10 protein-coding genes are annotated in these 13,292 nt (G+C 59.5%); 9 read left to right on the plus strand and 1 reads right to left on the minus strand.

What is annotated here, in order from left to right:
• Positions 1 to 2 precede the first annotated feature (2 nt).
• The 5 genes from murD to murB are packed head-to-tail and all read left to right on the plus strand — an operon-like array spanning position 3 to position 6,089.
• Positions 3 to 1,412, plus strand: coding sequence for a UDP-N-acetylmuramoyl-L-alanine--D-glutamate ligase (gene murD, locus AC07U5_RS05920; RefSeq protein ID WP_494722531.1), 1,410 nt, complete (start codon positions 3 to 5; stop codon positions 1,410 to 1,412).
• 4 nt (positions 1,413 to 1,416) lie between these two features.
• Positions 1,417 to 2,571, plus strand: coding sequence for a putative lipid II flippase FtsW (gene ftsW / locus AC07U5_RS05925; protein WP_062426521.1), 1,155 nt, complete (start codon positions 1,417 to 1,419; stop codon positions 2,569 to 2,571).
• 7 nt (positions 2,572 to 2,578) lie between these two features.
• Entirely contained in the window at positions 2,579 to 3,715 is a 1,137-nt protein-coding gene (gene murG / locus AC07U5_RS05930; protein ID WP_494722532.1) for an undecaprenyldiphospho-muramoylpentapeptide beta-N-acetylglucosaminyltransferase, read from the plus strand.
• On the plus strand, positions 3,712 to 5,127 hold the full coding sequence (murC, locus tag AC07U5_RS05935) for a UDP-N-acetylmuramate--L-alanine ligase (RefSeq protein ID WP_438370402.1): 1,416 nt from the start codon (positions 3,712 to 3,714) through the stop codon (positions 5,125 to 5,127). Before murG ends, murC begins: the two co-directional genes overlap by 4 nt.
• Positions 5,124 to 6,089: a UDP-N-acetylmuramate dehydrogenase gene (gene murB / locus AC07U5_RS05940; RefSeq protein WP_062426524.1), complete on the plus strand. Its 966-nt coding sequence runs from the start codon at positions 5,124 to 5,126 to the stop codon at positions 6,087 to 6,089. The genes murC and murB overlap by 4 nt, the downstream gene beginning before the upstream one ends.
• 119 nt (positions 6,090 to 6,208) lie before the next feature.
• On the opposite strand, the gene AC07U5_RS05945 is transcribed toward murB, so the two are convergent.
• Positions 6,209 to 7,513 carry an MFS transporter gene (locus tag AC07U5_RS05945; RefSeq protein ID WP_062426525.1) on the minus strand — a complete coding sequence of 435 codons (1,305 nt, stop codon included), beginning with the start codon at positions 7,511 to 7,513 and terminating at the stop codon, positions 6,209 to 6,211.
• Positions 7,514 to 8,039: 526 nt separating this feature from the next.
• On the opposite strand from AC07U5_RS05945, the gene AC07U5_RS05950 reads away from it, so the two are divergent.
• From AC07U5_RS05950 to ftsZ, 4 genes are all read left to right on the plus strand, one after another.
• Positions 8,040 to 8,966, plus strand: a complete 927-nt coding sequence (locus AC07U5_RS05950) for a D-alanine--D-alanine ligase (protein WP_494722533.1) — start codon at positions 8,040 to 8,042, stop codon at positions 8,964 to 8,966.
• Positions 8,954 to 9,883 (plus strand): cell division protein FtsQ/DivIB, encoded by a 930-nt coding sequence (locus tag AC07U5_RS05955; protein WP_062426527.1) that lies wholly within the window; start codon positions 8,954 to 8,956, stop codon positions 9,881 to 9,883. The genes AC07U5_RS05950 and AC07U5_RS05955 overlap by 13 nt, the downstream gene beginning before the upstream one ends.
• Positions 9,880 to 11,214, plus strand: coding sequence for a cell division protein FtsA (ftsA, locus tag AC07U5_RS05960; protein ID WP_062426528.1), 1,335 nt, complete (start codon positions 9,880 to 9,882; stop codon positions 11,212 to 11,214). The genes AC07U5_RS05955 and ftsA overlap by 4 nt, the downstream gene beginning before the upstream one ends.
• Positions 11,215 to 11,307: 93 nt before the next feature.
• A complete protein-coding gene (gene ftsZ / locus AC07U5_RS05965; RefSeq protein ID WP_062426529.1) occupies positions 11,308 to 13,068 on the plus strand; it encodes a cell division protein FtsZ in 1,761 nt (586 codons plus the stop codon).
• Positions 13,069 to 13,292: the final 224 nt, after the last annotated feature.

Here is a 13,292-nt window from a genome sequence, read left to right on the forward strand (position 1 = left end):
CGATGATCCCCGTCACCTCACTTGCGGACAAGAAGGTTGCTCTCTTTGGTCTTGGTGGCTCCGGCCTCGTGACCGCCAAGGCCCTGGTCGCCGGCGGCGCCGATGTCATTGCCTTTGATGACAATCCCGACAGTGTTGCGAAGGCGCAAAGCGAGGGTATCCCGACCGCTGACCTGCGCACGCTGGACTGGTCGAAGCTGGCCGTCTTCGTGCTGGCGCCGGGCGTGCCGTTGACACATCCGAAGCCGCACTGGTCTGTGGATCTCGCCAGGGCGGCGGGCGTCGAGGTGATCGGCGATATCGAGCTTTTCGTTCGCGAACGCCGCGCTCATGCGCCGGATTGCCCATTCATTGCCATTACCGGCACCAATGGCAAATCCACCACGACGGCATTGATTGCGCATATTCTGAAATCGGCAGGTCGCGACACACAGCTTGGCGGCAATATCGGCACGGCTGTTCTCAGCCTCGACCCGCCGAAAGCAGAACGCTTCTATGTCGTCGAGTGCTCGTCCTATCAGATCGATCTTGCTCCGACATTGAGCCCGACCGCTGGTATTTTGCTCAACCTGACGCCGGATCACCTCGATCGCCACGGCACGATGCAGCATTATGCCGATGTGAAGGAGCGTCTCGTTGCAGGAAGCGATACCGCCATCGTCGGCGTCGATGATAGCTACTGCACGCTGATTGCAGACCGCATCGAACGTGCTGGCGTGAACGTCACGCGGATATCCAAGCGCAATGTCGTGGCGGACGGGCTTTATGCCGAAGGCAGCCGGATCATGAAGGCCGAAGGGGGCACGTCCTCGCTGCTCGTCGATCTTGACGGCATCCAGACGCTGCGCGGCAGCCACAATGCCCAGAACGCGGCCGCTGCGATCGCGGCTTGCCTTGCGGTCGGCATCTCCGACGATGAGGTGAGGGCAGGGTTGACATCATTCCCGGGCCTGAAGCATCGCATGCAGCCCGTCGGGCGGCGTGGCAACGTCACCTTCATCAATGACAGCAAGGCGACCAATGCAGACGCTTCGGCGCCGGCGCTGTCGAGCTACGAGCGGATTTACTGGATTGCTGGCGGCTTGCCCAAGGCCGGCGGCATCACCAGCCTGTCACCGCTCTTTCCCCACATCGCCAAGGCCTATCTGATTGGCGAGGCGGCGGCGGAATTTGCTGCGACGCTGGGCGAAGCGGTGCCTTACGAGATCTCCGGCACGCTGGACAAGGCGGTACAGCATGCCGCGACCGATGCCCTTGCCGATGGTGCAAGCGGCAACGTCGTGATGCTCTCCCCGGCTTGCGCAAGTTTCGATCAATATAAGAATTTTGAAATACGTGGTGATTCGTTCGTTTCCCACGTCGCTGCACTAGATGGTGTGACGATGCTGGTGGAAGTGCAAAAGGAGCACTGAAGACATGGTAAGCCGTACTGACCGCGGTCCAGTCGCGGAGTGGTTCTGGACAATCGACCGCTTCTTCCTGGCGGCCTTCATTGCTCTCATCGGCATTGGCCTGATGTTGTCCTTTGCTGCGTCCCCCGCAGTTGCCGAGCGCATCGGTCTCAACAGCTTCTTCTTCGTCGAGCGCCAGGCGATGTTCATCGTCCCGTCGCTGGCGATCATGATCGGTCTGTCGTTTCTTTCGCCGCGCCAGGTGCGGCGCGTCGCCATCGTGCTGTTGATCGCCTCACTGCTGATGATGATCTTCGCGCTGTTCTTCGGCATCGAGGTCAAAGGTGCCCGCCGCTGGATTTCGATCGGCAGCTTCTCCATCCAGCCATCCGAATTCATGAAGCCGGCCTTCGTCATTGTCTGCGCCTGGCTTTTTGCCGAGCGGGCTCGTCATCCGGAAATTCCGGGCAATCTTTTCGCCATCATCACCTTCGGCATTGTTGCAGCCCTTCTGATTGCACAGCCGGACTTCGGGCAGACGATTCTGACATCCGTCGTCTGGGGCGGCATGTTCTTCATGGCCGGTGTGCCGTGGTTCTGGATCATCATGCTTGGCGGTCTTGGCGTCGGTGGTATCGTCACCGCGTATCTGATGCTGCCGCACGTTGCGGGTCGTATCGACCGTTTCTGGACGGGTGAGGGCGACACGTTCCAGGTGGACACGGCGCGTGAAGCGATCATTCGCGGCGACTGGTTCGGCCAGGGACCGGGTGAAGGCATCGTCAAGCGCATCATTCCCGATAGCCATACCGACTTCATCTTCTCCGTTGCTGCGGAAGAGTTCGGCATCGTCTTCTGCATGGCCCTGGTTGCGATCTTCGCCTTCATCGTGCTGCGCGGCTTAAGCCACGCCTTCAAGGAAAAGGACGATTTCGTCCGCTTTGCGGTGGCTGGTCTGGTTCTCCAGATCGGTATCCAGTCGATGATCAATATCGGCGTCAATCTCGAACTCATGCCGGCCAAGGGCATGACGCTGCCGCTGATTTCCTATGGCGGTTCTTCGATGATGGCTATATGCGTGACGGCTGGCTTCCTGCTGGCGCTGACACGACACAGGCCCGAGAAGCGCGCACAGGAGCGCAGCTTCTTCCGCGTCGGCGCGGGTCTTCCTGCGGAGTAAAAGAGTGATGAGCAAGGGTATCGTTTTGCTTGCCGCCGGCGGAACCGGCGGCCATGTTTTTCCGGCAGAGGCACTTGCCTATGAGTTGAAGGCGCGCGGTTACTCCGTGCATCTGGTGACCGACAGCCGTGCCGAGCGCTATGCGGGTAAATTTCCCGCAGACGAAATTCACGTCGTGCCGTCTGCGACGATCGGTTCGAAGAACCCGATCCGCGTGATCAAGGCGCTTGCCACGCTCTGGACCGGTCTTCGCTCTGCGCGCAAGCTGATGACGCGCTTGAAGCCGGTTGCCGTCGTCGGCTTCGGCGGCTATCCGACAGTGCCGCCGCTTCTCGCTTCGACCGGCATGGGTGTCCCTTCGCTGCTGCATGAACAGAATGCCGTCATGGGCCGCGCCAACAAGGCGCTGGCAAAGCGGGTTAAGGCGATCGCCGGTGGCTTCCTGCCGGAGAACCAGGGCGAGTTCGGTGACAAGATCGTCATGACGGGCAACCCTGTCCGCCCTGCGGTGCTGTCTGCTGCCGAAATTGCCTATACGCCATCTCAGGCGGGTGAAGATTTCAATCTCGTGGTGTTTGGCGGAAGCCAGGGCGCTCAGTTTTTCTCGGCTGCTGTTCCTGCTGCCATCTGCCTGTTGCCCAATGATCTGCGCAACCGCATCAAACTGACCCAGCAGGCTCGCGTCGAAGACAAGGACAGCGTTGTCGAATCTTACAAGAAGCTTGGCGTCAAGGCGGATATCTCGCCATTCTTCGGCGATATGGCCGAGCGGATCGCGCAGGCCGATCTGGTGATCAGCCGCTCCGGCGCTTCGACCGTCTCGGAGCTTTCCGTGATCGGCCGTCCGTCTGTTTTGGTTCCCTATCCGCACGCTCTCGATCACGATCAGGCGGCCAATGCGGCGGCTCTTTCTGCCGCTGGCGGCGCCAGCGTCATCAAGCAGCCCGAGCTTTCGCCGAAGGCACTTTCTGCCCTTCTGGCAGACGCGATGAACGACCCGGCGCGACTGGAAAAGACTGCCGTTGCCGCCAAGGCGACCGGCAAGCCGGATGCCGCCAAGCGCCTTGCCGATCTTGTGGAGGCGATCGCCGCAGGGACAAGCGTTCAGCAATTCAAATCGAAGAATGAAGGAGTGCATCCATGAAGATGCCGAAAGCCATCGGTCTTGTCCATTTCATCGGAATTGGCGGCATCGGCATGAGCGGCATTGCCGAAGTGCTGCACAATCTCGGCCATCGCGTTCAGGGTTCCGATCAGGCAGACAGCGCCAATGTGCAGCGTCTGCGCGACAAGGGCATCGAGGTTTTCGTCGGTCACAAGTCCGAGAACCTGGGTGACGCAGAAGTGGTCGTCGTGTCGACCGCTATCAAGAAGAACAATCCGGAACTGGTTGCCGCGCGCGAAAAGCACCTGCCGATCGTTCGCCGGGCGGAAATGCTGGCCGAACTGATGCGCTTTCGCAATGCGATCGCCATTGGCGGTACGCATGGCAAGACCACGACGACCTCCATGGTGGCGACGCTCTTGGAAGCCGGCAATCTCGATCCGACCGTGATCAATGGCGGCATCATCAACGCCTACGGCACCAATGCCCGCATGGGCGAGGGTGAGTGGATGGTGGTGGAGGCCGATGAGTCCGACGGCACCTTCCTGAAGCTTCCCGCCGATGTGGCGGTCGTGACCAATATCGACCCGGAGCATCTCGACCATTACGGCAATTTCGATGCCGTGCGTGAAGCCTTCCGCCAGTTCGTGGAAAACGTACCATTCTATGGCTTCGGCGTCATGTGCCTCGACCATCCTGAAGTGCAGACGCTTGTCGGCAAGATCGAGGACCGCAAGGTCATCACCTATGGTGAGAACCCGCAGGCCGATGTGCGCTTCTCCAATGTCCGCATCGACGGCACGAAGTCCATCTTCGACGTGGAGATCCGCCGTCGCCGCACGGGCAAGGTGTTTTCCTTCAAGGATCTCGTCCTGCCGATGCCCGGCCGTCACAATATCTCGAACGCCACGGCGGCGATCGCCGTTGCCAACCGCCTTGGCATTTCAGAGGCCGACATCAAGAAGGGGCTCGGCTCCTTCGGTGGGGTCAAGCGTCGCTTCACGTTGACGGGGGAGTCCAACGGCGTTCAGGTCTTCGACGATTACGGTCATCATCCGGTGGAAATCAAGGCGGTGTTGAAGGCCGCACGTGAGGCTTGCCAGGGCCGTATCATCGCCGTGCATCAGCCTCACCGCTTCACGCGCCTGTCGAGCCTTTTCGAGGATTTCGCCCATTGCTTCAACGATGCAGACACGATTCTTCTTGCTCCGGTTTATGCTGCGGGTGAAGATGCCATTGAGGGCGTGAACTCCGAGACGCTGGTTTCCGCAACCAGAGCTGCGGGACATCGCGATGCCCGATACCTCGCCTCGCGCGACGATCTGGCAAAGACGGTCGCAGCCATTGCGAATCCGGGTGATTTCGTGGTTCTCTTGGGGGCTGGTAATATTACGCAGTGGGCGGCGGCGCTGCCCTCGGAATTGGATAGCATTTCAGGAAAGTCTGCATGAGACAGGTGGATGGGGTAAAGTTGCTGGGAAGGCTCGGCGACGGAGTAAAGGAACTAAGAGGACGTGTGACGCCGGACTCGCCAATGGACCGCGTGACGTGGTTCAGGGCCGGTGGTCTTGCGGAACTGATGTTCCAGCCCCACGATACCGATGATCTCATCACCTTCCTCAAGCTTCTGCCGGACGATGTTCCGCTGACAGTTGTTGGCGTCGGTTCCAACCTGCTCGTGCGTGATGGGGGCATTCCAGGCGTGGTTGTGCGTCTCTCCGCCAAGGGCTTCGGTCAGGTGGAGCTTGCGGGCGAGAACCGCATCAAGGCCGGTGCGATCTGCCCGGACAAGCATATCGCTGCCATGGCGATGGACAACAGCATTGGCGGCTTCCATTTCTACTATGGCATTCCAGGCTCCATCGGCGGCGCGCTGCGCATGAATGCCGGCGCCAATGGTGGCGAGACCCGCGATCGCGTTGTCGAAGTCTACGCATTGGATCGCAAGGGCAACAGCCACGTCCTTTCCAATGCCGATATGCAGTATAGCTACCGTCACTCGGGTGCGGACAAGGATCTGATCTTTACCGGTGCGCTGTTTGAGGGGTATCCGGAAGACCGTGCAAAAATCCGCGCCGACATGGATGCTGTGCGTCATCACCGCGAGACGGTTCAGCCGATCCGCGAACAGACGGGCGGTTCGACCTTCAAGAACCCGGAAGGTCATTCCGCCTGGGAACTGATCGACGAGGCGGGTGGTCGCGGCATGGTGATCGGCGGCGCACAGATGTCGTCGCTGCATTGCAACTTCATGATCAATACCGGCCACGCGACGGGCTACGATCTCGAATATCTCGGTGAAGCCGTGCGCAAGCGGGTCTTCGAAAATTCGGGTATTCGTCTCGAATGGGAAATCAAGCGCCTTGGGCTTTTCATGCCAGGCCGGGAAGTCGAGCCGTTTCTCGGCGCATAAGCGCCGTCGTTAGCAGTCAAAGAAAAGCCCGCGAAGTCAGAAACTTCGCGGGCTTTTTTGTGAGCTTGATTCAGGGACAAGCGGCGCATCCTTGATGGTGCGCCGCTTGTCCGTGGTCCTTAGACTTCGTCCTTGCCGGAGGCCAGGATGCAGATCAGCGTGATGACAGCAGCAAGGCCGAGATAGTAGCCGACGGCTGCCATGCCGTAAGTCGTCTGCAGCCACGTCGCGATGTAGGGAGCGAGCGAGGCGCCGACGATGCCTGCGAAGTTGAAGGTCAGCGACGCGCCGGTGTAGCGCACGCTGGTGGGGAAGGGTGCTGCGAGTGCTGCACCGATCAGCGCATAGGTCATGCCCATCAGCGCCATCGCAGAAGCTGCGAAGATCGCAACGCCTGCTTCACCGCCGCCCAGCAGAACCGGAAGAAGGAAGGAGAAGGCGGCAATCAGGACCGTGATGACGATCAGGGACAGGCGACGACCGACCTTGTCACCGACGATGCCGGTCAGCGGAATGAAGATGCCGAAGACGACGGCGCTGAGGATCTGGATTTCCAGCGCGTCAAGGAAGGGGATCTTCAGGACCTTGACGTTGTAGGACAGCAGCCAGGCGGTTGCGATATAGAACAGCACGAAGGTGACGAGCGCTACGAAGGTGCCGAGGAACAGGCTGCGCTTGTACTTGGTGAAGATTTCCTTGGCAGGAACCGCGACGCGCTCATGCTTGTCGATGGCCTTCTGGAAGGCAGGCGTCTCTGAGATGGAGAAACGGACCCACAGACCAACCGCGATCAGCAGCGTGGAAGCGATGAATGGAATACGCCAGCCCCAGGAGATCAGCGCTTCATTCGACATGACATGCAGAAGCAGCCAGAAGATGCCGGAGGACAGGAAGAGGCCGACCGGCGCGCCAAGCTGCGGGAACATGGCGTACCAGTTGCGTTTGCCGGGAGGCGCGTTTTCCGTTGCCAGAAGAACGGCACCGCCCCATTCACCGCCAAGGCCAAAGCCCTGACCGAAACGGCATAGTGCCAGCAGCAGCGGAGCGAGAACGCCGGCGGTCTCATAGGACGGCAGAAGACCGATCACGACGGTGGAAATGCCCATTGTCAGGAGAGCCGCAACCAGCGTCGTCTTGCGTCCGACGCGGTCACCGTAGTGGCCGAACACCAGCGCGCCTAGCGGACGGGCAAAGAAGGCGATCGAGAAGGTGGCGAAGGATGCAAGAAGCGCCGTCATCGGATCGCTGTTGGGGAAGAACAGCGTCGGAAACACGAGCACGGCTGCGGTCGCATAAACGTAGAAATCGAAGAATTCGATGGTCGTGCCGACCAGGCTGGCAGTGAGAACTCGTGCAGGCGAATTTGTCTTTACATCGTTCGGCTTGTCAGCTGTCGGCGATACAGGCGATATCGCGTCAGTCATTATATTCGTTCCATTGTTAAGTAGGACTTATGACCTTCAAGAGGCTGCGGTTGCGTTAACGCAATTTTCGATCCTTTGAAACGCTTAAAGCGCAATAAGCAGCAAAAAATACGAGGGAAGGCAGGGCGTTTCCGTTCGCGGCGATTGCAACCGGCTTGCCGCTTGCCCGTGATAAGCGTGACGAATGGTGTCGCGAGGCGGTGTTAAAAACCCTGGGGACAAGCTGGCGATCTTAACGAATCGATCTTGCTTTCGATGCCGATGCTCAAACTCTGCGCAACGGATTTATTTGATCCGGTTGAAATTCTGAATCTTGCATCGACCGCAACACTCTGATTCCAAGGAAGGAATCCGTGCCTCATGTGATTCTTTAACAAAAATCGCATCGCGGGCCGTTTCGGTTAAGGAAAGTAAACGCTTCGTTAACCTTAATGACGTTTAAGTGTCTCGTACGGGTCGGGCGAGAGAATCGCGAACCATTCCGGTTCCGGTGCCTCGTCTGGAATTTCAGGTGTTAGAGGTTTTTATGAGCGGCAAGCACGTAGCTGTTCTTATGGGTGGGTTTTCTTCGGAGCGGCCGGTCAGCCTCTCGTCGGGAGAGGCTTGCGCGTCCGCGCTGGAAGGCGAGGGCTATAAGGTCACGCGTGTGGATGTTGACCGTAACATCGCTGCCGTTCTTGCGGATATCAGGCCCGATGTCGCCTTCAATGCGCTGCATGGTCCATTCGGTGAAGACGGTACGATCCAGGGCATCCTGGAATATCTTGAAATTCCCTATACGCATTCGGGCGTTGCCGCGTCTTCTCTGGCGATGAACAAGTCGCAGTCCAAGAAGATTGCTGCTGCCGCCGGCATTCCTGTTGCTGCTGAAAAGCTGATGAACCGTTTCGATATCGGTTCGGAGCATCCGATGGCGACGCCTTACGTCGTCAAGCCGGTTCGTGAAGGATCGAGCTTCGGCGTCGTCATCGTCAAGGAAGATCAATCCCATCCACCGCAAGTGCTTGGCTCCACCGAATGGCGTTATGGTGATTCGGTCATGGTCGAGCGCTATGTTCATGGCCGTGAAATGACCTGCGGCGTGATGAACGGCGAGGCTCTCGGCGTCACGGAAGTGGTGCCGCTCGGCCATAATTTTTACGATTACGACGCGAAATACGCCAATGGTGGCTCAAAGCATGTCATCCCGGCGGAAATTTCACCGAATATTTACCAAAAAATCCAATCATTGGCAGTCATGGCGCATCAGGTGATTGGCTGCCGTGGCGTGAGCCGTTCGGATTTTCGCTACGACGACCGTTTCTCAGAAGATGGCGAACTTATCTGGCTGGAGATCAATACCCAGCCGGGCATGACGCCAACCTCCCTCGTGCCCGAAATGGCGGCTTATCAGGGCCGTTCCTTTGGTGAGCTTGTCCGGTGGATGGTGGAGGACGCGTCGTGCTTGCGGTAAACGGCAAAAGATCGACAGCTAAAAAACGTGCGAACAACGCATCGGTCGGTGCGGACGATCGCCTCGTCCTTCCGCGTCCGCTGCGTCGTGTGTTCCGCTTCTGCGCCAGCCTTGCGACGGGGCGCATTCACATTCCAGCTCACACCGGTACGGCTTCGACACTGGTATTCTTCTCCGCCGTTGGTCTCTATGGCATGTCGCTTGGTGGCCACACGGAACTGGTCGCTCAGGCGACGACCTCTGCTGCCGGTTTTGCCGTCGAAGACGTGAAAGTCTCCGGCAATCTGCAGACCTCGGAGATCGAAGTCTTTCAGCTTCTTGGTCTCGATGGTGCGACCTCGCTGATCGCGCTCGACGTCAATGCAGCCCGCAAGAAGCTGACCGAGCTCCCCTGGGTCGAAGATGTCGAAGTGCGCAAGGTCTATCCGAAGACGATCGAAGTTCGTCTGAAGGAGCGCCAGGCTTTCGGCATCTGGCAGCACGGTTCGGAACTCTCGCTGATCGAAAAGAGCGGCAGCGTGATCGCACCGTTGCGGGACAATAAATATGCCGGCCTGCCGCTCTTCGTCGGTCGTGACGCCGAAACGGGCGCTGCAGGTTTCGTCGACGAGTTGGCCGACTGGCCGGAAATCCGCAACCGCGTTCGCGCATATGTCCGCGTTGCCGGTCGTCGCTGGGATCTGCATCTCGACAACGGGATCGTCGTCAAACTGCCGGAAGAAAATGTGCCGAAGGCGCTGCAGCTTCTTGCTCGCCTCGACATGGAGCAGAAAATCCTCTCGCGCGATGTCGCAGCCGTTGACCTGCGTCTTTCCGACCGCACCACGGTGCAGTTGACGGAAGGTGCGGCCGAGCGTCGCCAGACCGCCGTTGACGCCCGCAGCAAAGCCCTCAAGAAAGCGGAGAAGAGCACATGAGCTTATTCGGTTCTTCTCAGTTCGGTCTTCCGCGCCTGAAGCCCTTGTCGTCGAAGCGCAACCATGTGGTTTCCGTTCTCGATATCGGCTCCACCAAGGTGGTCTGCATGATCGGCCGCCTGACGCCGCGTCAGGAGAGCGAAGTTCTGCCCGGTCGCACCCATAAGGTGGATGTGATCGGCATTGGTCATCAGCGCTCGCGTGGCGTGAAATCCGGTGTGATCGCCGATCTCGATGCGCTGGAAGGCGTCATTCGTCTGGCCGTCGATGCGGCCGAGCGGATGGCAGGTCTCACGGTTGACAGCCTGATCGTCAATGTTTCGGCTGGCCGTCTGGCAAGCGATATCTACACCGCCTCCATCGATCTCGGCGGCCAGGAAGTGGAAGCCGGCGATCTGCGCAAGGTTCTGATTGCCGCAAGCCAGCAGTCGCTGCGTCAGGACCGTGCAATTCTCCACTCGCTTCCGACTGGCTATTCGCTGGATGGCGAGCGCGGCATTCGCGATCCGCTTTCCATGTATGGCGACCTGCTGGGCGTGGACATGCATGTGGTCACCGCTGAGCGCACGGCGCTGAAGAACCTCGAGCTCTGCATCAACCGCGCGCATCTGTCGGTCGAAGGCATTGTTGCCACCCCCTATGCCAGCGGTCTTGCGGCACTTGTGGATGACGAAGTTGAACTTGGATGTGCTGCCATCGACATGGGCGGCGGCACCACGACGATTTCGGTTTTTGCCGAAGGTCGCCTGGTTCACACGGATGCTATCGGTCTTGGCGGTCATCACGTCACCACCGACCTCGCACGTGGTCTTTCCACGCGCATCGAGGATGCCGAGCGTCTGAAGGTCGTTCACGGTTCCTCGCTTGCCAATGGTGGCGTGGACGATCGCGAGATGATCGCCGTTCCGCCGATCGGCGAGGACGATCGCGATCAGCCATCGCAGGTTTCGAAGGCACTGGTCAGTCGCATCATTCGCGCTCGTATCGAAGAGACGCTCGAACTGATCCGCGACCGTATCCAGAAGTCTGGTTTCAGCCCGATCGTGGGCAAGCGCGTGGTGCTGACGGGTGGCGCGAGCCAGCTCACCGGTCTGCCGGAAACGGCGCGTCGCATTCTGGCTCGCAATGTGCGCATCGGTCGTCCGATGGGCGTGGCGGGCCTGCCGGTTGCGGCCAAGGGCCCGGCCTTTTCCACGGCTTGCGGATTGATGATCTATCCGCAGATCGCGGACATTGAAATTCACGCGGCGCAGAGCGGAATGTTCTCGCCGTTTGGAATGGGCAGCGGGCGGATCGCCCGTGTGGGGCAGTGGCTGAAAGAAAGTTTCTGATCCTCTTCCTGCGTATCACGGAAGAGGAATGAGTGAAGTTCAAAGAAATTGGCCAGCGGGGCGTTGCCGGCCATCAAAAGAAGGAATGGTAAAATGACGATACAGCTGCAAAAGCCGGATATCACCGAGCTGAAGCCACGCATCACCGTTTTCGGTGTTGGCGGCGGTGGCGGTAACGCTGTCAATAACATGATCACGGCAGGTCTGCAGGGCGTCGATTTCGTCGTCGCCAACACTGACGCGCAGGCCCTGACAATGACGAAGGCCGATCGGGTAATCCAGCTCGGCGTCAACGTCACCGAAGGTCTCGGCGCCGGCTCGCAGCCGGAAGTCGGTCGCGCTGCTGCCGAAGAGTGCATCGATGAAATCATCGACCACCTGAACGGCACCCACATGTGCTTCGTCACCGCCGGCATGGGCGGCGGCACGGGCACTGGTGCGGCTCCGGTCGTTGCACAGGCTGCCCGCAACAAGGGCATCCTGACGGTCGGCGTTGTTACCAAGCCGTTCCATTTTGAAGGTGGACGCCGCATGCGTCTGGCCGAACAGGGCATCGAAGAGCTGCAGAAGTCTGTCGATACGCTGATCGTCATTCCGAACCAGAACCTCTTCCGCATTGCCAACGACAAGACGACCTTTGCCGATGCCTTCGCAATGGCCGACCAGGTTCTCTATTCCGGCGTCGCCTGCATCACCGACCTGATGGTGAAGGAAGGTCTCATCAACCTCGACTTCGCCGACGTTCGCTCGGTCATGCGCGAAATGGGCCGCGCAATGATGGGTACGGGTGAAGCGTCCGGCGAAGGCCGCGCAATGCAGGCTGCGGAAGCGGCTATTGCCAACCCGCTGCTCGACGAAACCTCGATGAAGGGCGCACAGGGCCTCCTGATCTCCATCACCGGTGGTCGCGACCTGACCCTCTTCGAAGTCGACGAAGCTGCAACGCGTATTCGCGAAGAAGTCGATCCGGATGCCAACATCATCCTCGGCGCGACTTTCGACGAAGCGCTCGAAGGCCTCATCCGCGTCTCTGTCGTTGCCACCGGCATCGACCGTGTACCGGGCCAGATGGAAAAGAACATCGCCGAAATGCGTGCAGCCGCCGCTGCAGCAGCAAAGCCCGTTATCCGTCCCTCCGCGGCCGTTGCATCCGCTCCGGCCGCAGTTCAGCCTGCCCCAGTTATGCAGGCACCAAAGTCCGTAGATCCGATTGCTCAGACCATCCGCGCTGCGGAAGTCGATATGGAGCGCGAACTCGCTCTGGCCGCTGCTGAACAGCAGTTGCGCCAGGCACAGGCAGAAGCCGAGTTCCGCCCACAGAGCAAGCTGTTCGCATCTGCTCCGGCCGAATCGCCGGTCGTTGCTCGCCCCGCAGCACCGGTTCAGGCTGCTCCGGCACCTGTATACCACGCTCCGGAGCAGGTCGCAGCGCCGGCTCCGCGCATGGCACAGCCACAGGCTCAGGTTTATCATGAACCAGCTCCTGTCGCGCGCCAGCCGGAGCCGGTTCGCATGCCAAAGGTCGAGGACTTTCCGCCAGTGGTGAAGGCTGAAATGGATCACCGTGCACAGGTTGCTCACGCAGCGCCTGAAGAGCGCGGCCCCATGGGTCTCTTGAAGCGAATCACAAATTCGCTCGGCCGTCGCGATGAAGAAGAAACTGTTCCTTCCGACATGATGGATGCTCCGAGCCTTGCTCCGCAGCAGCGCCGTCCGATGTCTCCGGAAGCGAGCATGTACGCACCGCGTCGCGGCAATCTGGATGACCACGGTCGCCAGTCGCCGGCTTCTTCCAGCCATCACGAAGACGATCAGCTCGAAATTCCGGCCTTCCTGCGCCGTCAGTCGAACTGATCGGATAGCCGGTCGGTGAACCGATCAGGCGATTCCGCGTTAAGCGAATACCCGGGTCTAAAAGGCCCGGGTATTTGTGTTTCACCGCCTCGGTGCGAGGGTGCTTCTCTCAATTCTTTCAAATGCTTGGGTCTGTAACAAAGCGAAATCAACAGTGATTTGTGATGGCGCTGCAGTGTGCGTATGTAAGAACATGGGAATGGGAAATAATGTCTCCGTGAGCG

The organism is Agrobacterium sp. GW821-FHT02D03, from assembly GCF_059421725.1.